Raw genomic sequence first — 22,995 nt, forward strand, 5'->3', positions numbered from 1 at the left:
CTTTAGATTCCTCCCGTCAGCCATTCCAGAAATGAATGGCCGTGATCCTCATTTTCCACCGACATCGTCTCCGCCTTTTGCCGCTGCTCCTCTTTCCGGCCGCCCGACTGGCCGCCGCCTCCCTGAAAGGACTGCTGGTTCTGAGCCGCCTGCTGAAACATAGCACTTGAAGTCTGCCCGCTTCTCACGACATCGATTTGGGTCATCGGAATCCCGCTGCCGGCAAAATTCTCCTTCAGCTGAATCAATCCCGACTCGAGCAAGTCTTTCGCAGCCTTCGTCTCGGTCGCCATCCGGGCGGCGATGCCGCCGTCTGCGTTCTTCGTCAGCGTAATAATCACCCGGCCAAGCTGTTCGGGTTTAAGCGTCATTGTCAGTGTCTGCTCCCCATTATTGTCCATGTGAAAAGACGACTTGGCCAGCCATTCCGAGACGGTCTCCGAAACCTGCCTGGGCACGGGCGTTTCCTTATCCGCCGACCCGCCGCCCTTCTGAAAAGCCATCCACAGTTCCACTTTACTCATCGGCCTGCCGAAAACGGAGGGCTGCAGCGGGCCTGAATGCTCAGATCCGCTTTCTTTAGCGGGTGACGTGCCGGCTTCCCGGCCGCTCAATGTTAAAGATTTATTCGTTGTTTCTGCCGATATCAATTTTTTGTCTGTTATCGGATCTGCAGAAAAAGAACGGTTCTGCTTCCCGTCAGACTGGCGATGAATCAAAGCGGTCTGAACTTCCGCTGCCGCGGAATCGCTCATCCGCGCCGCCTGGAGCCCCCCACTTAATAAAGCAGATCCCATTTCTCTTGAACTCACTGCCTCCTGAATGCTTCCGGCCGACGGACCGGCCGGAAGCTCAGACGGCTGAGCAGCAGGACCAGCTGATTTCTCCGGGGAACCGGCCGCCGCAGCCGTTAATCCCTTGCCCTTCACAAAATGTTCGGTTGAGAAATTTGTCACATTTGTTTTCCGGCCGGCCGCTGCAGCGGCTTCCGTTCCTTCGGAAGCCTGCGAACCGCCTGTTTTCCGATCGCCCGGCGGCCGGGGCACAGAACTCTTTTCTGCGCCTTCAGCCGTCGCAGCCCTGACAGAAAGGACGGAGTGAAATCCGGGAGGACCGTTCGTTGCTTCCAAGCGGTCCGTTCCTTTTACCGCGGCAGCCTGCGAAAGTTTAACGGAAAGGACGGAATAAGAGGCGGCATGCGGCTTTCCCGTTTTCGGAGAAACCGCACCCTTTGTCCCGGCCGGCTCCGCGGCTGCAGCCTGAGCACTGCCTTGATGCCGTTTGATTTTCGGCATATCCGTGCTGCTGCCGGTTCTTGATTTTTCACTTTTAACGTCGGCCGATACATCGGCGGTCGGGAGATCCGTTTCAGCCGGACCGAGCGTCGATCGCTTTTCCTGTTTTTCTTTCTTCTTTTCCGATACAGAACCCGAAGTATTCGATCGTTTTTTAGATTTCCGCACCACGGAATCCGAAATATTTGATCGTTTGCCGGATTCTTCCGCCGCGAAATTCGAAATACCCGATCGTTCATTGGATTTTTCCGCTGCGGAATCCGAAGTATCTGATCGTTTGCCGGATTTTTCCGCCGGCCGGCCGGCTGACGGAAATGGGCTCTCATTGAAGGCTCCCTTCGGATCCTGCCCGTCTGCCAAAGGGTCGGCAGGCGAACGGAACCGGCTCATAATCGCTGAAAAAGAGGAATTGGCCGTTTGTTTTTCAGAATTTTTTTTGAGCGGGCTCACCGTGCCGGAAACGGTTGAAACCGGGACAGTTACCTGATTCATGGTCATGCTATCACCTCCTTTCAAATCAAAGCGTGTTACGGTCCTGCCCCTTCCTGTTTTACGGGTAAGTGCCGCTCGATGCGGAAGTCGACACGGAGCTTGAGCCCGTCCCGCTTGTACTCGCTGCCGCGGGCTGTGCCTGAAGCAGCGGGGTCAGCGCCGCTGCTTTGTCCGCCGGCATGTTCTGCAGGATTGACGCTTTGGTTTTGTCGTCCAGCATGTTTATGTATTCTGCCGCCTGCTTGGTCGGCAGTTTTTCAAAAATAGCCGCCGCCTTTGCCGGATCCATATTTCGATAGGTTTGTGCATAGACGGCATCTCTTGCCGTCTGTGCCTGGCTCGCAGACGCGCTGCTCTTCTGACTGGCCGCCGCCTGCGCCTGCTGCAGCTGCGTGTTCAGCTGGGAAATCTGGTCCGATTTGCTTGTGTTATCGCTCTGCAGCTGTTTGATGGTTGACTGTTGCGCAGCGATCTGCTGCTTCAGGGTTGTTATCTGGTTCGAAGACGTCCCTCCGAAAGTCTGCGCAGCATTGTTCCCGAACAGGAGGCCCTTGACTTCGACAATCGGATTTAATCCGGCCAGTTTCAGAAGCAGACCAACCAATAAAAGCAGAAAAACAATAGGAACGAGAACAGCAAGAAGAATTTTTAATAAACGCGAGCCGAAACCGCTCTTTTTCTCCTCCATTTTGCTCATCCCTTCAGCCGTTATTTGCAGAATGAAGTGCAGCTACCTCATCCAGCATTTTCGTTTCTTTTTTTCGTGCATCGCTGTGATTCATAAACATCTGTTTTTGTTTTATTTTCTCGTATTTTTTCACCTCGATCGCTTTTCTCAGCAAAACGGCCTTGAATTGTTCCAGTTGATTCTTTGCCCGTTCATACTGCACGGTCTGTTCGTCGATCAGGCGTTCCGTTTTTTCCACATCGTAAATCTGGCTTTTTACCAAATCAATGGTAATCGACTGCTTCATTTTGTCCTGAAGATTTTTCTGAATGGATTTCTTCTCTTCGATCAAATCCAGGAGTCCGTGGGCCAGCTGTTCGAAATGGTCAAAAAGCAATCGATACTGTACTTCCAGAGTCTTCTTTTCGCTTTCCGCTATTTTCATCACACGTTCAAAACGAAAATCATGCACTGTTTTCAGCTCCTCTGCCGAATTCTTTGATCAACTGATCAATCGCTTCATCCAACGGCACTTTCAGCGACTGGGGCTGGCACAGGTAACGGATCATCTTCGGATGAAACTGGATCGCTTCATCGATAGCCGCCGAGCTTCCGGGCTTATAAGCACCGATGCTGATCAGGTCCTCAGACTCGGTATATTGGGCAAGAAGCGCTCGAAAGTGTCCTGCGGCTTCCAGATGTTCGGGAGTATCGATTTCATTCATAACGCGGCTGACACTTTTCAGCAGATTGACTGCCGGATACTGGCCCTTTTGCGCAAGTGCGCGATCAAGAACGATATGCCCGTCAAGAATGCCTCTCGCCGTGTCGGAAATCGGTTCGTCCAGATCGTCTCCGTCGACCAGGACTGTATAAAACGCGGTGATGGTCCCGTTCACGTCCGTACCGGTTCTTTCCAGGAGACGGGGCAGCATGGCGAAAACCGACGGAGGATAGCCCTTGGTGGTCGGCGGCTCTCCGACCGCCAGCCCGATTTCCCGCTGGCTCATTGCCACGCGCGTCAGTGAATCCATCATCAAAAGGACATCTTTTCCTCTTGAGCGGAAATATTCGGCAATAGCGGTTGCCGTCATCGCCCCTTTAATTCGCATTAAGGCCGGCTGATCGCCGGTTGCAACAATCACGATCGAACGTTTTATTCCTTCCGGCCCCAGATCCTTTTCCAGAAATTCCCGGACCTCACGCCCGCGCTCGCCGATCAGAGCAATCACGTTTAAATCCGCAGAAGTATTTCTGGCAATCATGCCCATCAGCGTACTCTTCCCGACGCCGCTGCCGGCGAAAATCCCGACACGCTGGCCTTTGCCGACGGTCAGAAGTCCGCCGATCGAACGGACTCCCAGTTCAATCTGCTCGCTGATCCGCGGCCTCTTCAACGGATCGGGGGGCGGCTGATTCGTCGGAACAACCGCAAACGGCTTTGAAAAATGCATACCTGACATTGGCAGCCCCATGCTGTCGCAAACCTGGCCGAGAAGCTCGTCATTGACCTTAATCTCAAGAGGCTTTCCTGTCGCCTCAACGAGACAGCCCGGAGAAATATGGGCCACGGAGGTGTACGGCATCAGAAGAATGCTTTCTTCCCGAAACCCGACCACCTCTGCCAGGACTTTTCGCTGGCCGCCTTTCATATGAATAATACAGACGTCGCCGACGGATGAAGACGGGCCCTTCGATTCGACTAATAGACCGACGACGCGATTGATTTTACCGAACCGGCGGTAACTGTCAATTGATGGAAGTGCTTCGATCAATCGGTCCGCATTCATTTTCGTTTCTCCTCCATCAGTTCTTTTAATTTTTCCTTGATGACGGATAACTGGCTGTCTACACTGGCAACGATCTTCCCGAAAGCCGTTTCGATAGTACAATCATTTTCGGCAAAATCGCCGTCCGCGTAAATAAAAATTTTAGCATCCTGAACGAGCGAATCCATTTCGTTTTTGCGCTGATTCAGTACCTCAAAACGGTCGGGTGAAACGGTAATTTTTATCGTTTCCTGATCCTTTGCCTCATGAACGGCCTTTGAAACAAGGGAAAACCATTTGTCCTTATCCAGCGCAAGGGAAATGCCGATGATCTTTTCAGCGACGGCCATCGACAGCTTCAGAATTTCCGGCTCTGCATCCTCCAGGTAGCTCCGGTAAGCCGCACGTGCCTGATTGATCAGCTGATTAGCCTGAGCCACACGCGACTCAAAGCTTTTTTCTCCCTCGGAAGCCCCTTTCTTGAAACCTGCTTCATAGCCTTCTTTTTCCTTAAGCCTGAAGGTCTCATCTCTTCTTTTTTTCGCTTCGGCAGCATCGTTTTCCATCTGTTTATCGAATTCCAGACGTTTCTGCCCTGCCTCCTCCAAAATCTCCGCTGCTTCCCGTTTTGCCCGGCGTATTCTTTCTTCTAGACTCCTTTCGACAGATTCCCGGTCCATCTTACTGTTTAGAGCATCCAGTTCCGGGTCGATCGCTGCCGACAGCCCGATCACTTGTCTGTCGTTAACCGTCTCGGGAGATTTAATGAGGTTAGACAATCACATCATCCCCCTGACCGCGGGCAATGACAATTTCTCCGGCGTCCTCCAGTTTTCTGATCGTATTTACGATTCTTGTCTGCGCTTCCTCCACATCATGCAGGCGGACAGGTCCCATATATTCCATTTCTTCCTTAAAGCTGGCCGCCATACGATCGGACATATTATGGAACAGTAAATCTTTCACCTCGTCGCTCGCCGTGCGCATTGCCAGAATCAGATCTTCGTTCTCGCTTTCCCGGATCACCCGCTGAATAGCCCGGTCATCAAGGACAATGATATCCTCAAACACAAACATTCTTTTCTTGATCTCTTCTGCCAGATCTGAATCATTTTTTTCCAGGCGATCCAGTATATTCTTCTCGGTCGCCCGATCGACACCGTTCAGAACGTTGACAATGGAAGCAATGCCTCCTGTCCTTGTATAATCCTGATTCACGGATGAAGTGGATATTTTTTTCTCCAGTACTCTTTCCACCTGAGCAATTACTTCAGGAGACGTGCGGTCCATTTGGGCGACTCTTTTGGCGATATCCGCCTGATTTTCCTCAGGAAGAGCGGACAGAACGGTCGCAGCCTGCTGAGCATCCAGGTAAGAAAGCACTAGGGCAATCGTTTGCGGGTGCTCATTCTGAATAAAATTCAGAATCTGCTGGGGATCGCTTTTCCTCATAAAGTCGAAAGGCCTGACCTGCAGTGTCGTCGTCAGCCGCTGAATAATCTGTTTTGCCTCGTCGGGACCCAGAGCTTTTTCAAGAATTTGCTTGGCATAGCCGATTCCGCCCTGCGAGATGTACTCCTGTGCCAGCGCGGTCTGAAAAAATTCATCAATGATCTGTTTTTTCATATCGGGATCGATTTTTCGTACATTTGATATTTCCAGAGTCAGTTCTTCGATCTCCTGTTCCGTCAAATGTTTAAAAATGGTAGCCGATACCTCGGTCCCGAGTGCGATCATGAGGATCGCGGCCTTTTGTTTCCCTGTCAGTTTATTTCTTCGTTCTGCCAATTGGTACTCCTCCCTTCATCGTTCGTCGGAAAGCCAGCCTCTGAGCAGCCTCACAAATTGATCGGGCTTTTGTTTTGCCATTTTTTCAATTTCATTGTATTTTTTCTGTTCCGGATTTTCATCTTCCAGTGATTCTTTAAGTTCATCCTCCTGCGGAATATCTTCTACATAAGCTTCTTCTTCAGACGCGGCTCTTCTTCTGTACAGGATCAGCCATACGACCAGCCCGGCAATCAGCAGAAGCAGTCCGCCGCCGATAATATAGGGCCACCAGTTCATCGACGGAGCGGCCTGCGACATTTGGCCGTTCAGCCGTCCTACCGTGATCGATGTCTTCTGATTGACGACATTGGCGGACAATTCCTGTCCCTGATTGTCGGATATAGATGTCTGGACAATCGAATTCAGAATTTGTTTCACGTCATTGATGCGCTGCTGCGACAAAGAATTATTATTATTCGCCGAGGGCGGTTCGATCATGACCTGAATGCCGAGATCGGTGATCTTATAAGGACTGTTCGTCACATCGCGGTGTATTTTGTTAAATACATAGTTGACCTGGTCCTGGACTTTCTGATAAGTCCCGTTGCCGTTTGTGCCTGCCTGATAAGTCGGGACGGCATTTGTGCCGGTTCCCACCTGTCCGCCTGCTCCCTGTCCTGTATAAGTCTCAGTGATATGCTGCGTGCTGGAGGCAAGTCCCTCCATCGTCTGCTGATTGACAGGCTCCACCAAATCCTGTTTTTCCTTGGACTGCGTAAAATCAACGTTGGCCGTAACATTGACCACGACCTTGCCCTGTCCCATCATCAGCGTCAGCATCTGCGTCACCCGGCGCTGAAAGTTATTTTCAATGTCGTGAACGATCTGCTGCTGCTGATTATAGGTGGAAAGAGTCGAATTTCCGCCGCTGTTGCTCTTCGGATCATAGTAGTTATAGTACTGGTCCATAATAACGATATTGTTTTCGGGAAGATTCGGCACACTTTTGGAAACCAAGTGGTAGAGCCCGTTTATTTGCGTGCTGGTCAGCTGAAAACCCGGGGATACGTTCAGCATGATCGACGCCGATGCCGAGTCGTTCGAACTCTGACTTCCGACCCATCCGCTATTCTGCGGAAGTGTCAGCATGACCTTCGCCGACTTGACTCCCTGAGTGTTGGAAATCAGATTGGCCAGCTCCGTCTGCATAGCGGCCCGCTGCAGAACATTAAACTGGTTGTCCGTCATTCCGAATCCGGCATTCTGACTGAAAAAAGAATAATCGATTTCTCCTGTTTTCGGAATGCCCTGAGCGGCAAGATCGACCTTCAGCTGGTCGACCTGATTGGAGGGAACACTGATCGTCGTTCCGCCTGCCGAAAGTTTATAAGGAACCTTCTTACTGTCCAGCGTACTCGTGATCTGTCCCGCTTCGCTCGTCGACAGATTGCTGTAAAGCGGCGCGTACTGTTTAACGTTTGTCAGAAGCACGAAGAGCACGATCGCAAGAACCAGTGCTGCCGCCCCTCCGATAATCCAGATCTTTTTCTTTTTTGATAAACCCAGCCACAACTCTTTAAGCCGCTTAATGAAAGCTAACACTTTTTCCTTCATAGCATCCTCCGTCAGGCGATCCGGTCAAATTTGCATTCCCATGACATCCTGGTAAGCGCTGACGACCCGGTCGCGGACCTGCACGGCTGTTTTCAGCATGACATCGGCCTTCTGCATGGCAATCATCACATTGTGCAAATCGACATTGCTTGTTCCGTTCGCCAGATCGGTTACCATCTGATTGGCCGTCTGCTGAGAATCATTGACCGTTCCGATGGCATTTTCCAGCATACTCGTAAATGATTGCTGAGCCGACGAAACACTGGGCGACGTCTGAGAAACGGCAGTTGTTGAAGGGGCAAAACCTACAGGATTAATACTCATTTCGCATAGCCTACTTTCCGATATTTAATGCACTTGAGAGCATGTTTTTATCTGCATTGATGGCCGTTACTCCCGCTTCATACGAGCGGTTGGCGTCCATTAGGTCAACCATTTCCTTAAGCGGATCGACATTGGATTGTTTCACATAGCCGTTCGCATCGGCATCCGGATTCGTCGGATCGTATTTAACGGGAAAAGGAGCCGGATCTTCCGTCACGCTGCTCACTTCCACTCCGCCGGCAGCTGAACCGAGGGAATTTTGAAAAACCGATTCAAATGACGGATTAATGGTATTCATGTTGACCACTTTTCTGGCATAGGGCTGCCATTGTCCATTGACGTTTTTTTCGCGTGTCGTATCCGCATTCGCTATATTAGAAGAAACGACGTCCATTCTGAATCGCTGGGCCGTAAGACCTGAAGCCGCGATGTCAAGTCCGCTGAACATTCCCATGCCGTCTTACCCTCCCAATACCGTGTTGAATTGTTGGAATTGATTGCTTGCTGCTTGTCCAAGCGCCTGATAGTATAATTGATTTTGAGCGAGATCAGACATCTCATGGTCAATATCTACATTATTTCCGTTATTCTGAATGGTGCCATATGTATCTGTCACCGTACTATAACCCGTCTGATCCGCAGAGGTGAGAGGAAAATTATCGGAGTTGTTCTGATTTGTTTGCATTGACTGATTGAGCACATCATTAAAAACTACTTTTTGTGCCTTATAATTGGGGGTATCCACATTAGCAATGTTCTGAGAAATTGCATTTTGTTCCGCCATTGATCCGTTCATAGCCCGTTCAATAGCGGATAGGGGAGTCAGCGAAAACATTTTCCCAACACATCCTTTTATTTTGTCTTTATAAGTTCATTTTATCAACTTTTGGCCTAATGTCTACGCTAATCTTTTTATATCGACCGTTTTCTGCCCCTTGTTTAGCTTTTTTATGGGTAAATAGACCTTTATTTTGTCATATTTTGTCTAAAAAGGGCATTTATTCACCAGATTTTTCCTTTATATCCATAGATAATCTTGGTAAAAAAAGGCCTATTTTACCAAATATCAATTGAAAATATTAAATTTTACAGTTTGTATCGATCGAAAGTATTATTCTATTTGTAACATGTGAATTTTCAAAGAATAAAAAAAGGACTTTTGGTGATCGGAACAACTGCTCGATCACCAAAAATCCTTTAAAACCGTTTTAACTTGCCTGATAAAAAGCTTATCCTTCTTTAATTCGATTCAGTTCAAGCAGGAACTTGTCATTCAGCACTTTAATGTACGTACCTTTCATGCCAAGCGACCTAGATTCAATGACGCCCGCGCTCTCAAGCTTTCTCAGGGCATTGACAATGACTGAACGGGTAATGCCGACCCGATCGGCAATTTTGCTGGCAACAAGAAGCCCTTCATTTCCTTCCAGTTCGTCGAAGATATGTTCGATTGCCTCCAATTCGCTGTAAGAGAGGGAGCTGATCGCCATCTGAACAATGGCCTTCTCTCTCGCTTCTTCCTCCACCTCATTTGTTTTCTCCCTGAGGATCTCCATGCCGACAACGGTCGCTCCGTATTCCGCAAGAATCAGATCCTCATCCGTGAATGTCTCGTTCAATCGCGAAAGGATCAGCGTACCCAGCCGTTCACCGCCGCCGACGATCGGAACAACCGTTGTCAGGCCGTTGGCGAACAAGTCTTTATTCTCATCGGGGAAGATGCTGAACTCGCTGTTAATATCAAGATTGGGAGAGGTCTGGACAACCGTGAAAAGATTTTGTGTGTAGTTGTCCGGAAACTGTCTGCTTTCAAACATCTTCTGTATCCGTTCATTTTCGAATTCAAGTTTCAGCGAAAGACCGAGAATCTTGCCGCGCCGGCTGACGACAAATGTATTTGTCTGGATGACATCGCGCAGCGTCTTGGCCATTTCGTTAAAATCAACCTGCGTCTTGGTTCCTTGAAGCAATTGATTGATCTTTCTCGTTTTTTCCAGTAATGTCATAATAAATTCCTCCTGAGTGTCATGAGTTCTTTTAAATGAACTCATCCGAATATTCAGCTGAATATCGTGCCAGATACTTGAATGTCTTTTTGCCTTTAAGGATCTTCTCCCCCAGGCATCAATCTATAAAATAAATTGGCTGAGATCGCGATTTTTCGCAATTGTGGATAATTTTTCATCAACATATTCAGGCGTGATGACCACTTCCTGAAGTGTGATATCCGGTGCTTCGAAAGACAGATCTTCTAAGAGTTTCTCCAAAATCGTATGTAATCTTCTTGCACCGATATTGTCTGTATCCTGATTGACCTCGTATGCGATCGACGCCATTTTATGAATAGCTTCGTCAGAAAATTTAATCTTTATACCTTCTGTTTCAAGAAGTGCTTTATATTGCTTGATCAGGGCGTTGTTCGGTTTGACGAGAATATTAACAAAATCATCAACCGACAGGCTTTTCAGCTCAACGCGGATCGGGAAACGGCCCTGTAATTCAGGGATCAGGTCCGAAGGTTTGGAGAGATGAAAGGCCCCGGCAGCTATAAAAAGAACGTAGTCGGTTTTCACAGGTCCGTATTTTGTCATCACGGTCGATCCTTCGACAATCGGTAAAATGTCCCTCTGGACGCCTTCGCGTGAAACTTCGCCGGCATTTTGCCCTTTTCCCGTTATCTTGTCGATTTCATCGATAAAAATGATCCCCGACTGCTCCGCGCGGTCAACAGCTTCCTGTGTTACTTCATCCATATCAAGCAGTTTCTCGGCTTCTTCCCGAGTCAGTATCCTCCGCGCTTCCTTTACCTTCAGTTTCTTCTTTTTAGTCTGCCTCGGACCCAGGTTTCCCAAAAGGTTCTGAAGATTGGCGCCGAACTGTTCCATACCTGCATTCTGAAACAGATCAAAAACCTGATTGCCTTGCTGCTCCGTCACTTCAACGGAAACGAGACGATCCTCAAGCTCCCCGAGCCTGAGCAGTTTCTCGGCCTGCAGCCGTTTCTCGCGCAGAGAGGAATCGACGTCCGCCTGATGATTGGCACCGTCAGCCTCGGACGTTCCCTTCGTCTGCCCGCCGAAAAGAAATTCGAGCGGATTTTTCGGCTGCTCCGACTTATGCCCGCCCGGGACGAGCAGTTCAACCAGTTTTTTATTCGCCGCCGCTTCGGCCTTCGATTCTACCTGTTTCATTTTTTCTTCTCTGACAAGCCTGACGGACGTTTCGACCAGATCGCGGACCATCGACTCTACATCCCGTCCGACATAGCCGACTTCCGTAAACTTAGTGGCTTCAAACTTAACAAAAGGAGCATGGACGATTTTTGCAAGACGCCTGGCTATTTCCGTTTTGCCGACACCTGTCGGCCCGATCATCAGAATGTTTTTCGGAATGATTTCCTCGCGCATTCTTGCATCCAGTTTCGACCGGCGGTAACGGTTGCGCAGAGCAACGGCCACAGACCGTTTGGCTTCTTTCTGGCCGATGATGTATCGGTCAAGCTGTTCGACAATTTGTTTTGGCGTGAGCGGTGCCGACATAGCTTAAACCTCCCTTTGGTGATTCCAGTCAAAGTTCCTCAACAATAATCTGATCATTCGTATAAACACAGATTTCTCCGGCAATAATCAGCGCCTTCTCGGCGATGTCTCTGGCCGAGAGGTCGGGAGAACCCCATCTTTTGAGCGCTCTGCCTGCCGAGAGTGCATAGTTTCCCCCCGAACCGATCGCCAGCATGCCGTCGTCAGGTTCGATGACCTCGCCTGTTCCCGAGATCAAAAGGAGATTATTTTTATCCATAACGATCAGCATCGCCTCAAGCTGGCGCAGCATCTTATCTCCGCGCCATTCTTTGGCCAGTTCAACCGCAGAGCGTTGAAGATTGCCATTGTACTCTTCAAGCCGCCCCTCGAATTTTTCAAACAGAGTAAAAGCATCGGCAACTGAACCGGCAAATCCGGAAATAACCTTTCCATGATACAGTCTGCGAACTTTGCGGGCAGACTTTTTCATGATCACCGACTGACCGAGTGTTACCTGGCCGTCTCCGGCCATCGCGCTCCGCCCATTGTGATGAATGGCGAAAATCGTCGTCGCATGAAAAGCCCCCATAAAAATCCTCCTTCCAGCTATGTGAAAGCGAGCGGAAACACTTTTCTGAAAAAGAAAACATGGTTTCTGCGCATGGAACAAGCCTGCTCCGCTGAATCAAGCGGGACAGACCTTTCCGATCTATTTACAAGCGGTAAAGAATCATTCAATGAAACAATCATAAATAGGGTCAATCTGAGCATACGGCCTCTTGCTTTTTCATGTTAGCACAAGTCAAATCAATAAGCAACACAATTTACAGTTTTATAGCAACATTCTGAATTGTATTCAGTGCCCGGGCGGCAAAGCGGCCGGCCCGTTCTTTTTTGTCTTTTATCCGCCCGTCGAGAGGTTTTAATAAACCAAAATTGGCATTCATCGGCTGAAAATGACTCGAAGGAGCCGTTGCAATGTAGCGGGCCATGCTGCCGATCACCGTTTCCCCGGGAAAAACAACGGGCTGTGCCCCCGAGACAAGGCGGGCGGCATTTATGCCGGCAATTAATCCTGAAGCGGCCGATTCAACGTAGCCCTCCACTCCCGTCATCTGCCCGGCAAAAAACAGATCGTCCCTCGCCTTTGTCTGATAGGTTGCACTCAAAAGCTGCGGCGAATTCAGAAATGTATTGCGATGCATGACGCCGTAACGGACAATTTCGGCATTCTCCAGACCCGGTATCATGCGGAATACCCTTTTCTGCTCGCCCCATTTCAAATGCGTCTGAAAACCGACCATATTAAAAAGTGTGCCCGCGGCGTTGTCCCGGCGCAGCTGAACGACCGCATAAGGACGTTTCCCGGTCCTCGGATCTTCAAGGCCCACCGGTTTAAGCGGGCCGAAAAGAATGGTTCTTTCGCCGCGCCCGGCCATCACTTCAACCGGCATGCATCCGTTAAAATAGTTTTCCTTCTCAAAATCTTTCAGCGGCGCGGTTTCTGCAGAAACCAAGGCCTCATAAAAGCGGCGGAACTCTTCCCGGGTCATCGGACAATTGAGATAAGCTGCATCCCCTTTGTCATATCTGGACTTCAGGTAAACGGTTTCCCGGTCGATTGTTTCCCCGGCAACAATCGGCGCGGCCGCATCATAAAAATAGAAGTAATCTTCTCCCGTCAGTCTTTTCAATGAAGCCGAAAGCCGGTCCGATGTCAAAGGCCCTGTCGCAATGACCGTGGGCCCTTCCGGTATGCCGGCCATTTCTTCATGAATAATCCGGATGTTCGGATGGTTCCTTATAAGGGCTGTCACCCGGCCTGAGAAATCGTGGCGGTCCACGGCAAGTGCTCCTCCCGCCGGCACACTTGCCGAATCCGCAGCAGCCATGATTACAGAATCGAGCCGGCGCATTTCTTCTTTCAATATGCCTACCGCATTGGCAAGACTGTTCGACCGCAGTGAATTGGTGCACACAAGTTCGGCGAACTGATCCGTATGATGGGCCGGTGTCTGCTTGCCCGGCCGCATCTCATACAAATTGACCGCGATGCCTCTTTTTGCAATCTGCCAGGCAGCCTCACTGCCTGCCAATCCAGCTCCGACAACGGTTACTGCTTGTTCTGCCACATTTGTTTCCTCACTTTTTCTAGAAAAGAGTAGCCGGCGGCAATCCGCCGGGACATCCGCCAATCATCCTTCAACGTCCCCGTCAGGTCCTAATCGTCCCCTCCGTTTTTACTATCGGTTCGTTTACTCATTTCTTTACTGCACTTCTTCCCGATAATCACAATTCGGACATTGAACAGTTTTCCCGTTTTTCGCTTTCTTTTCCACCAGGTGGGATCCGCATTTCGGGCACTGCCGCTGAATCGGTTTATCCCATGATACAAAATCGCATTCGGGGTAACGGTCACAGCCGTAAAAAATTCTGTGCTTCTTGCTGCGGCGCTCGACGACTTCGCCTTTTCCGCACTTCGGGCAGACAACGCCCGTCTTCTTCAATATCGGTTTTGTGTTTCGACACTCCGGAAAATTGGAGCAGGCAAGAAATTTACCGAACCGTCCCATTTTGTAGACCATCTCATGGCCGCATTTTTCACAGATGATTCCGGCGGGTTCATCTTTCACCGTGACCGATTGCATTTCTTTCTCAGCCTTGGAAAGCCTTTGCGAGAACTCCTTATAGAAATTATCGACGATCGCAATCCAGTTCTCCTTGCCTTCTTCGACTTCATCCAAATCCGTCTCCATCTGTGCCGTAAAGTCAATGTTGATAATTTCCGGGAAAAATTCAACAATCAGATTGAGAACGATTTCTCCTAGTTCGGTCGGGACAAATCGTTTCGCATCCATCGTCACATAGTTTCTTCGCTGAATCGTATCAATGGTCGGTGCATAGGTCGACGGACGCCCGATGCCGACTTCCTCCATCTTCTTGACAAGCGACGCTTCCGTGTAGCGCGGCGGCGGCTGGGTAAAATGCTGTTTCGATTCCGTGCTTTCTTTAACCGCCGTCATCCCGTCTTCCAATTCAGGCAGGAAGTTGTTCTTATCGTGAGCAGATTCCGCTTTTTTGCCGTCGTCGCTGCTCTCGACATACACTTTCATAAATCCTTGAAACTTGATCTTCGAACCGGTTGCCCTGAATGTCACGCCCTTCTGGACAAGATCGGCGCGAACCGTATCCAGGACGGCCGGCGCCATCTGACTGGCAATAAACCGCTCCCAAATTAATTTGTAAAGCTTAAATTGATCATTGCTTAAGTATTCTTTGATCTCTTTCGGATGCCTCATCACGGAAGTAGGGCGGATCCCCTCGTGCGCGTCCTGCACATTCTCGGAATTTTTCGGTTTGGCCTGATTTTTGCCGACATAACGTGCACCGAAATGATCGGTAATGTAAGTCTTGGCCTCTGCCTTCGCTATATCCGAGATCCGGGTCGAGTCCGTTCTCATGTAAGTGATCAGTCCGGTCGTACCCTGCTTTCCTATTTCAATTCCTTCGTAGAGCTGCTGGGCGATCATCATTGTTTTTCTGGCTCTGAAGTTAAGTTTGCGCCCGGCTTCCTGTTGCAGCGATGAAGTAATAAAAGGCAGAACCGGATTCCTGAGACGTTCCCTTTTCTGGACATTCTGTATCAGGAAATGCGGATCGCCTAATCGGGAAAGCACCCGTTCTACATCTTCTTTTGTTTTCAGCTGCGTTTTTTTGCCGTCGAGTCCGTAAAAAGCCGCCTCAAAAGTCTCATCGCCGGTCCGGAATTTACCGATGAGCGACCAGTATTCTTGCGGAATGAACGCTTTAATCTCATTCTCCCGCTCTATAATCATTCGAAGCGCGACCGATTGAACACGTCCGGCACTCAGCCCTTTTTTCACTTTTTTCCATAATAACGGACTGATGTTATAACCGACCAGACGGTCCAGAACTCTTCGTGCCTGCTGGGCATCCACTAGATCCATGTTTATCTTTCTCGGCTTTTTAAATGCTTCCTTGATCGCAGGTTTCGTGATTTCGTTAAATACCACTCTGCAGTCCGAATGATCGTCTATATCCAGACTGTGTGCCAGATGCCAGGCGATTGCCTCGCCCTCGCGGTCCGGGTCGGCTGCCAGATAGACTTTTTTCGCCTTGCGCGCCGCGCTTTTCAGATCCTTGATCACGGGACCTTTGCCTCTTATTGTAATATACCTTGGTTTATAGTGGTCATTAATATCGACACCCATCTGGCTCCTGGGCAGATCTCGTACATGGCCCATGGATGCCTTCACTTGATATTTCGGTCCTAGGTAGCGTTTGATTGTTTTTGCTTTAGCGGGAGATTCCACAATGACGAGATATTCGTCCATGATGTTGCTCCCCCTTTCTGAGATTATTCAAATCTTCACTAATATTAATGATTGATTATTGCTTTGTCAAACGCAAAGCAAAATAATGAGCGCAACGAAAGACGTGTAAATGGAATAATATGGGTTGTGGAATCGTTCTTACGTTAAAAAACAGGACATTTTCAGACCCGCAGTTCTTCAAGAATATCGCCGGGCTGTGTCACCAATTTAGCTCCTTGCTGGATCAGGCGATGCGTGCCCTTGCTGTTTTCTTTAAAAACAGAGCCGGGCACGGCAAACACTTCGCGCCCCTGTTCCAATGCCTGATCCGCCGTAATCAGCGAACCGCTGCGCTCTTTCGCCTCAATGACCAGCGTACCGAGTGTCAGGCCGCTGATGACACGGTTTCTTTCGGGGAAACGCCATCGTTCCGGCCTGGAAGGCGGCGGATACTCGCTGATCACGAGCTGATGTTCAATCAATTCGTTAAAAAGGGACCTGTGCTGCAGCGGGTAGGGGAAATAGAGGCCGGATCCGAGAACCGCGATCGTCTGTCCCTTTAAAGCGAGCGCGTGCGCCAGCCCGTCAATTCCGAGAGCAAGGCCGCTGACAATCGTCCATCCCGATTCGATCAGCGGGGTAAGCAGATAGTCCATGATCCGGCTCGCTTCGGTGCTCGGATATCTTGTGCCGACGACACTCAGCATCTTCAGATCTTTGAGTCTCTCCTTTTTCCCTTTCATATAAAGCAAATGGGGCGGATCAAAAATTTTCTTCAAATAATGCGGGTAATCCGGACTATGAACGGAAACAATCGAAATTCCCTGTCGCTCATACCTCTGAATCATCCGTTCAGGATTAAAAGTATGAAAATCTTTCAGAAACTGTTCGGCACGAACCGGAGACATGCGATAAATTTCCGTGAGCTCTTTGAATGAGTAATCTGCCGCCCGGCTGAGTCCGGGGTCCGTTTTCAAAAATGCGGAAATGGTTTTTCTGCCCAGCCCGCGGCAGTGATCAAGCTGGATCAGCTTTCTTGTCAAGTCATCCATGGATGTGCACCTTCCTGTTTGCGTAGTGGAATAAAGGGGGATAAAAAAGGACGTGGGCAACGGTATCTTTTTAATGTTGCGGTTCTGATACGGAGTATTTAAAAAAGGGGGGAAAACGCGGACAGATGCGTTTTCCCATTTTTTTCAGGAATTTGCGATGAGGCAGTCTTTATAAAGTCCTCTTTCTTTCAGGAGCCCGACCATTGTTTCGCCGATTTGCGCCGGTGTTTCCGCGATGGCGATCCCTTGCTCGCGCATCACCCGGATTTTCTGATCAGCGGTTCCTTTACCGCCCGAGATAATCGCGCCGGCATGACCCATTCTCTTGCCCGGAGGCGCCGTCCGGCCGCCGATAAAACCGACGATCGGCTTATCTGTGTGGCTTTTCGCCCACTTAGCCGCCTCTTCTTCGCTGTTTCCGCCGATCTCGCCGATCAGAACGACGGCGTAGGTCTCCGGATCCTCGCTGAATAATCGAAGCACGTCGATAAAGCTTGTTCCGTTGACCGGATCGCCGCCGATTCCTACCGCCGTTGTCTGGCCAATGTTGAGCTGAGTCAATTGATGGACCGCCTCATAAGTCAGGGTGCCGGAACGGGAAACAACGCCGACATGGCCTTTTTTATGGATATAGCCCGGCATGATGCCGATCTTGCATTCATCGGCTGACAGCACTCCGGGGCAGTTCGGCCCAATCAGACGCGTCTTTTTGTCTGCAAGATAACGTTTGACTTTCACCATGTCCAGAATCGGAATTCCTTCTGTTATTGTGATAACAAGCGGAATTCCGGCATCCGCAGCTTCCAGAATCGCGTCCGCCGCGAAAGCCGGGGGAACATAGATGACGGAACTGTCCGCCCCTGTTTTCTCAACGGCTTCACGGACCGTATCAAAGACCGGCACCCCTTCGACTGTCGTGCCGCCTTTGCCGGGCGTAACCCCGCCGACTATTTGCGTTCCGTAATCAAGCATCTGTTTTGTATGGAAGAGCCCCTGGGAACCGGTGATGCCCTGTACGATCACTTTTGTGTTTTTATTGACAAGAATACTCACTTTGCAACACCTCCAGCCGCCTGATCGACAAGCGACACGATTTTTTTCGCGGCATCCGCCATCGTCTGAGCCGGTGTGATGTTCAAACCGGACCGGTGCAGGATTTCTTTTCCAAGATCGACATTCGTTCCTTCCAGGCGAACGACAAGCGGTATGGTCAGGCCGATTTTTTCCGTGGCTGCGACAATGCCCTCGGCAATCACGTCACACTTCATAATGCCGCCGAAGATGTTCACGAGAATGCCCTTGACATGCTGATCGGACATAATCAGTTTAAAAGCGGCCTCGACTTTTTCTTTGCTCGCTCCGCCCCCGACATCAAGAAAATTAGCCGGATCGCCGTGGAACGATTTGATGATGTCCATGGTTGCCATCGCCAGTCCCGCTCCATTAACCAGGCAGCCGATATTTCCTTCCAGTGCGATGTAGTTCAGACCGTATTTTGACGCCTCAATTTCTTTCTCATCTTCTTCATCGAGATCGCGGAAATCGAGAATATCCTTGTTTCTGTACAGGCCGTTATCGTCGAAGTTCAGTTTGGCATCAAGCGCCAGAACATCTCCGCCTTTCGTGACGACCAAAGGATTGATTTCCGCAATGGAGCAATCCTTTTCAACAAAAACCTGATACAGGCCGAGCATAAATTTAACAGCTTTATTTACAAGCTTTTTGGGGATGCCGATGCTGAACGCAATCCGCCGCGCCTGAAAAGGGGAGAGTCCGATTAAAGGGTCGACCGATTCGCGATAAATCTTGTCCGGAAATTTTTCCGCTACCTGTTCAATCTCCATGCCGCCTTCCGAAGAAGCAATCACAGCCACACGGGATGAGGAGCGGTCCAGCACGATACCGAGATAGTATTCTTTATCAATATCGCTTCCTTCCTCAATAAGCAGACGTTTGACTTCTTTGCCCGCCGGCCCGGTCTGATGAGTGACCAGCACCTTGCCGAGCAATTCATCCGCAAAGGCCCGGACTTCTTCGTTGGATCTGGCAATTTTTACGCCGCCTGCTTTTCCGCGGCCGCCTGCGTGGATCTGAGCTTTAACCACTTTGATATCCGTCTGAAGTTTCTCTGCCGCTTCGACCGCCTGATCTTCCGTAAAAGCGACATAGCCATGAGGAACGGCAACGCCGTACTTATTCAGAAGCTGTTTTCCCTGATACTCATGAATATTCATGAATTCCCCTTCTTCCAATATTTGAATTGTTAAATAATTGAAAGCCTTTACTTTAACAGTATAGACAAAGATTTGTGATTTTGTCTACTAATTTGTCACAAGTTTGTCGCAAAAAATTCTAATTTGCGGTGGAACTCTGTTAGATTTGAGTTTTACATAATGGATGATTAAGTATATGAACAGTGTGAAAAATGATGCAGGATTCAGGGGATTAGAAAAGTCTTGCGGATTATTGGCGTATTGACCTAACATAAAATGAGAAGGAATTTGGATTCGGAGGATTATAAAGATTTTGCGGATTATTGACAGATATCGAACGCATTTCGCGGGAAACCGCTAATTTTTTTTCGGTTTTGATTGTTCGTCCATTTGATAAAGAAAAGCAAATATTTCCGCCACGGCTCCATAGAGCTCCGCAGGAATGATTTCGTTCAGATTCAGTTCGGAAAGCATGGAGACCAGTGCGGCATCTTCCTGGATCGGGATATTGTACTCTTTGGCTTTCGCAATAATTTTTTTCGCCAGTTCCCCTTCTCCCTTAGCGGAAACATAAGGAACCTCATCTTTCCCATGTTCATAATTAAGGGCGACAGCCTGTTTTTTTTTCTTCGGGGCGGGCTCAGTCATATCTTCACATCCAATGTATAGTTAGACACCGCGAGCGGCCTCGTTATTTTTTCGACAAGGCGGTCATCGAGCTTCTTTGTCTGAACGAGAGAGAGAAGATGATAGTCGAAGGCTTCAAGTTTTTCGGCCAGAATCGGCTGCCCCTTTTTCAGCATTGCCCGCAAATCGGCGGAGTCGTTCTGTACTGTCAGCGTGACGGAACGATTCTGGACACGCATGCTGACCAGTGTCTGTTTCAAATACTTTAAATCCAGGCTGAAAAGAATCGTGCAGTAGTCCGGATCGATCATTCTCCGGCCATTCTTTTTCCCCTCCCAGTAAACCGTTGCCTGGCGGATTTCTTGTTGAAAGGGCAGCGGCAGCTGAAGTGAAAACTGGGCCACAAACGGATCGGAAGAAACCATCTGGATCTGCTCGCCGGTGATCCTTTGAACAACCTGGCCGACCGTTTTTCTGACTTCTGCCGGTGTTTCCGCGTCCTGAAGGACGGCGAGCAGATTTTCCTTAATCGTACCCGTTTTCGGCGGATTTCCGTTTTTAAGAAGGATGCCGAGGCTGTATTCGTAATCGAAGCCGATCTGTTTCAGCACATTATACAGCAGCCCTGGGCTGCCTGCGCCGTTCAGGACGCTTTGCAGCGCGGGTTCTCCGGAATGGGTGGAAATATAGTCGGTAAAGGTTCCGATAAATGCTTCCGGCTGCAGTTTGCTTCCGATTTTGCCCAGCAGCGCTTCCGCGTCGGAAGCCATCATCGGGCTTTTGATAAATTTCACCAGTGCTAATTGTTTCACGGCCGACTGCAGGTCCGGAACCTGTCCTTTAAGAAAGGACTGCAGCAAAGCAGCGGTCTTCCTCGCACCGAGCAGACCGGCGGCAAAAACCAGTGACGGAGCGCCCTCCGTTGCCGGAAATTTATCGAGGGCGGCTTTCAGTGATTGCAGAGAAGGTGTCGGAACGGCCAGATGACTGAGTTCGTTTTTCAGACCGATCAGTTGTGAAGAGAGGGCAGGAGAATGAATCTGGTTTTTTGCCGCCTGAAAAAAAACGGGCGTCATCGGCAGGTTGCGGCTCAGCATCCAGCGAATAACCGGAATATCTTCCGAAGACCCGGCCGCGCCGCTTAACAGAGCACGTGCAGCAAGAATCGAACGGCGCGACAACGCATCGCCGTGATCAAGAAACGCCTGAATGATGCTTCGGGTTAGCGATTCATTTTTCAAATTCAGGGTCGAGAGCACGTCATCAACCATCGATCCGGCTGTCCGATCCGCTTCCGGCGATTTCCGGTCAATAACCCTCGCCAGCACGGGATTCGCATTCTGCCGGATTTGAAAAAGATAGTCCTGGCCGACTTTCAGAGGCGGTACGACGACGTCGACCTTGGCAACCATTCTTTTTGCTCCCAGCTGGACTAGGGCCGTCCGGTCCGGAAGAATCTCAAGAACCCGGCCGCGAAGAATCTGATCGGGCGCAAAGGTTCCGATCAATTGACTTTGGCTGACTGCATAAGGCTGAAAATTCAAGGGATCACCTTCATACTGATCGATTCATCGTTTAAGCGGGGCAAAAGTCAGGCGATGTTCCGGACATGGGCCCAGTTTTCCGATCGCCTGCAGATGCTGCCTCGTTCCATACCCTTTATGTCCTGAAAAACCGTAGCCCGGATAGACTTCATCCAATCCGTCCATGATCCGGTCCCTCGTCACTTTAGCGATAATCGAAGCCGCCGCGATCGAATTGCTCCTGGCGTCCCCTTTGATCAGAGAAGTCTGATCAAGATCGACGGGCAGCTCCATCGCATCGATCAGAAGGTGGCCCGGACGGACACTCATCTGTCCGACGGCAAGCAGCATCGCCTTTTTGGCAGCACGGTAAATATTGATTTCATCGATCTCGTGCGCCGAAACGATCCCGATGCCGATCGATACGGCCGTTTTCTTGATCTGATCATAATACTCGTTCCGTTTCGCCGCCGATAGCTGCTTTGAATCATTGATTCCAGGCAGAACGACAGTCGGGTTCAGAATCACACAGGCGGCCACGACGGGCCCCGCCAGCGGACCCCGTCCGGCCTCGTCGATGCCGGCGATGTTTTTAACGCCCTGGCCGTGCAGGTCGTCTTCCATGCGGTTCATCTCATTAAACTTTTCAATCAGACGCCGTGCCCGAAACTGCCGTTCTTCCCATAGCCTGAACAGACGGCGGACGCCTTTTCGCGGATCGTTCTCCAGCATCTGCTTTCTTTCCGGTGACAGCCGGTGCGCCTGCGATAATTCTTCTTTAATCCGTGCAATTGACGATGGTCCCATTTCCATGCTCCTCGATTTATTTATCGGACGCTGTTTTCAGTTTATTAAATGCTTGTTTTTCCATTTTTCGGAAGCCAGGGTGACTGCATGCTCACGGCATTTCAAGAGTCAGGCAGCCCAGTTTCTGGCGGCGATAATCACGGACAATAATCTCCGCGGTACGATCATAATCGACCCGGCCCCCGCCGACGAGACAGCCGCGATTTCTCCCGATCGCATCAAACAATCCGATCAGCCGGTTATGATCTTCTTCCGTGCCGGCCAGTTCAGGCAGCCCGGCCAGGCTGTATCGGCCGGCCAGCTGCTGACGGTAACGGCCGATCATGATTTTCAGCAGAAAAAGAGCGACTTCCTGAAAATCAAACAGTTCCTCCTTGATCGCTCCTGTTGCTGCCAGACGGAGCCCGACCTCGGGATCGTCGAATTTAGGCCATAAAATACCCGGCGTGTCAAGAAGTTCCATCGTTTTCCCGATTTTTATCCATTGCTGTGCCGTCGTTATTCCGGGACGGTCTCCGATTTTGGCAATTTTCTTTCCGGCCATTCTGTTGATCAGCGTCGATTTGCCGACATTCGGAATACCGAGTATCAGAGCGCGATCGGCGTGAGGCCGGAACCCGTTTTTCTCCATTCTTGCTCTGCGTCCTGCCGTCAGACGGTGAACCGTTTCCGGAATGGCGGATATTCCCTCGCCGGTCCGGCTGTCGACAAGGTGAACCGTTAGACCCTGGCTTTCAAAATGGCTTTTCCACAGCTTGGTCGCTTCACGATCCGCCATATCGATCTTATTCAAAACCAGCAGTCTCGGCTTGCCCGACGCGATCTCTCCGACCAGCGGATTGCGCGAAGAGGCAGGAATCCTGCTGTCGGCCAGTTCGATGACGACATCGATCTGCCTGATCCTTTCAATCATCTGCCGCTTTGCCTTGGCCATATGACCGGGATACCATTGTATCGTCAAATTGCTCCCCCCTTTATGCATTATAA

22 protein-coding genes are annotated in these 22,995 nt (G+C 49.9%); all 22 read right to left on the reverse strand.

Annotated features, from left to right (window positions below; translation table 11 throughout):
- Positions 1-2 precede the first annotated feature (2 nt).
- Complete coding sequence (locus tag Q6A92_RS06500; RefSeq protein WP_332237434.1) at positions 3-1,793, reverse strand: flagellar hook-length control protein FliK; 1,791 nt, start codon at positions 1,791-1,793, stop codon at positions 3-5.
- Between the two features lie 52 nt (positions 1,794-1,845).
- Entirely contained in the window at positions 1,846-2,475 is a 630-nt protein-coding gene (locus tag Q6A92_RS06505) for a MotE family protein (protein ID WP_332237435.1), read from the reverse strand.
- Positions 2,476-2,488: 13 nt separating this feature from the next.
- A complete protein-coding gene (fliJ, locus tag Q6A92_RS06510) occupies positions 2,489-2,926 on the reverse strand; it encodes a flagellar export protein FliJ (RefSeq protein WP_274397416.1) in 438 nt (145 codons plus the stop codon).
- On the reverse strand, positions 2,919-4,244 hold the full coding sequence (gene fliI / locus Q6A92_RS06515; protein WP_274397417.1) for a flagellar protein export ATPase FliI: 1,326 nt from the start codon (positions 4,242-4,244) through the stop codon (positions 2,919-2,921). Before fliI ends, fliJ begins: the two co-directional genes overlap by 8 nt.
- Positions 4,241-5,002: a flagellar assembly protein FliH gene (gene fliH, locus Q6A92_RS06520; protein WP_332237436.1), complete on the reverse strand. Its 762-nt coding sequence runs from the start codon at positions 5,000-5,002 to the stop codon at positions 4,241-4,243. The genes fliI and fliH overlap by 4 nt, the downstream gene beginning before the upstream one ends.
- Positions 4,995-6,011, reverse strand: a complete 1,017-nt coding sequence (gene fliG, locus Q6A92_RS06525; protein WP_274397419.1) for a flagellar motor switch protein FliG — start codon at positions 6,009-6,011, stop codon at positions 4,995-4,997. The genes fliH and fliG overlap by 8 nt, the downstream gene beginning before the upstream one ends.
- A gap of 15 nt (positions 6,012-6,026) precedes the next feature.
- Complete coding sequence (gene fliF, locus Q6A92_RS06530) at positions 6,027-7,607, reverse strand: flagellar basal-body MS-ring/collar protein FliF (protein WP_332237437.1); 1,581 nt, start codon at positions 7,605-7,607, stop codon at positions 6,027-6,029.
- A gap of 24 nt (positions 7,608-7,631) precedes the next feature.
- A complete protein-coding gene (gene fliE, locus Q6A92_RS06535) occupies positions 7,632-7,931 on the reverse strand; it encodes a flagellar hook-basal body complex protein FliE (RefSeq protein ID WP_332237438.1) in 300 nt (99 codons plus the stop codon).
- A gap of 10 nt (positions 7,932-7,941) precedes the next feature.
- A complete protein-coding gene (gene flgC, locus Q6A92_RS06540; RefSeq protein ID WP_274397423.1) occupies positions 7,942-8,385 on the reverse strand; it encodes a flagellar basal body rod protein FlgC in 444 nt (147 codons plus the stop codon).
- A gap of 6 nt (positions 8,386-8,391) precedes the next feature.
- The gene (flgB, locus tag Q6A92_RS06545) at positions 8,392-8,766 is read right to left on the reverse strand and encodes a flagellar basal body rod protein FlgB (protein ID WP_274397424.1); all 375 of its coding nucleotides are present in this window, start codon (positions 8,764-8,766) and stop codon (positions 8,392-8,394) included.
- 394 nt (positions 8,767-9,160) lie between these two features.
- Positions 9,161-9,937, reverse strand: coding sequence for a GTP-sensing pleiotropic transcriptional regulator CodY (gene codY, locus Q6A92_RS06550; RefSeq protein WP_274397425.1), 777 nt, complete (start codon positions 9,935-9,937; stop codon positions 9,161-9,163).
- Positions 9,938-10,060: 123 nt separating this feature from the next.
- Positions 10,061-11,470 (reverse strand): ATP-dependent protease ATPase subunit HslU, encoded by a 1,410-nt coding sequence (gene hslU, locus Q6A92_RS06555; RefSeq protein ID WP_274397426.1) that lies wholly within the window; start codon positions 11,468-11,470, stop codon positions 10,061-10,063.
- 28 nt (positions 11,471-11,498) lie between these two features.
- Positions 11,499-12,041, reverse strand: a complete 543-nt coding sequence (gene hslV, locus Q6A92_RS06560) for an ATP-dependent protease subunit HslV (protein WP_332237439.1) — start codon at positions 12,039-12,041, stop codon at positions 11,499-11,501.
- 235 nt (positions 12,042-12,276) lie between these two features.
- Entirely contained in the window at positions 12,277-13,584 is a 1,308-nt protein-coding gene (gene trmFO / locus Q6A92_RS06565; RefSeq protein WP_332237440.1) for an FADH(2)-oxidizing methylenetetrahydrofolate--tRNA-(uracil(54)-C(5))-methyltransferase TrmFO, read from the reverse strand.
- 135 nt (positions 13,585-13,719) lie between these two features.
- Positions 13,720-15,807 (reverse strand): type I DNA topoisomerase, encoded by a 2,088-nt coding sequence (gene topA, locus Q6A92_RS06570; RefSeq protein ID WP_274397430.1) that lies wholly within the window; start codon positions 15,805-15,807, stop codon positions 13,720-13,722.
- A gap of 161 nt (positions 15,808-15,968) precedes the next feature.
- Complete coding sequence (gene dprA / locus Q6A92_RS06575; RefSeq protein ID WP_274397431.1) at positions 15,969-16,838, reverse strand: DNA-processing protein DprA; 870 nt, start codon at positions 16,836-16,838, stop codon at positions 15,969-15,971.
- A 144-nt stretch (positions 16,839-16,982) separates the two neighbouring features.
- Positions 16,983-17,891, reverse strand: a complete 909-nt coding sequence (sucD, locus tag Q6A92_RS06580; protein ID WP_274397432.1) for a succinate--CoA ligase subunit alpha — start codon at positions 17,889-17,891, stop codon at positions 16,983-16,985.
- Positions 17,888-19,072 (reverse strand): ADP-forming succinate--CoA ligase subunit beta, encoded by a 1,185-nt coding sequence (gene sucC / locus Q6A92_RS06585; protein ID WP_274397433.1) that lies wholly within the window; start codon positions 19,070-19,072, stop codon positions 17,888-17,890. The genes sucD and sucC overlap by 4 nt, the downstream gene beginning before the upstream one ends.
- 336 nt (positions 19,073-19,408) lie before the next feature.
- A complete protein-coding gene (locus Q6A92_RS06590) occupies positions 19,409-19,699 on the reverse strand; it encodes an EscU/YscU/HrcU family type III secretion system export apparatus switch protein (RefSeq protein ID WP_274397434.1) in 291 nt (96 codons plus the stop codon).
- Complete coding sequence (locus Q6A92_RS06595) at positions 19,696-21,222, reverse strand: hypothetical protein (protein WP_332237441.1); 1,527 nt, start codon at positions 21,220-21,222, stop codon at positions 19,696-19,698. Before Q6A92_RS06595 ends, Q6A92_RS06590 begins: the two co-directional genes overlap by 4 nt.
- Before the next feature lie 24 nt (positions 21,223-21,246).
- Entirely contained in the window at positions 21,247-22,008 is a 762-nt protein-coding gene (locus tag Q6A92_RS06600) for a ribonuclease HII (RefSeq protein ID WP_332237442.1), read from the reverse strand.
- 91 nt (positions 22,009-22,099) lie between these two features.
- Entirely contained in the window at positions 22,100-22,969 is an 870-nt protein-coding gene (gene ylqF, locus Q6A92_RS06605) for a ribosome biogenesis GTPase YlqF (protein ID WP_274397437.1), read from the reverse strand.
- Positions 22,970-22,995 lie beyond the last annotated feature (26 nt).

It is taken from the genome of Sporolactobacillus sp. KGMB 08714 (genome assembly GCF_036598985.1).
Lineage (GTDB): Bacteria > Bacillota > Bacilli > Bacillales > Sporolactobacillaceae > Sporolactobacillus.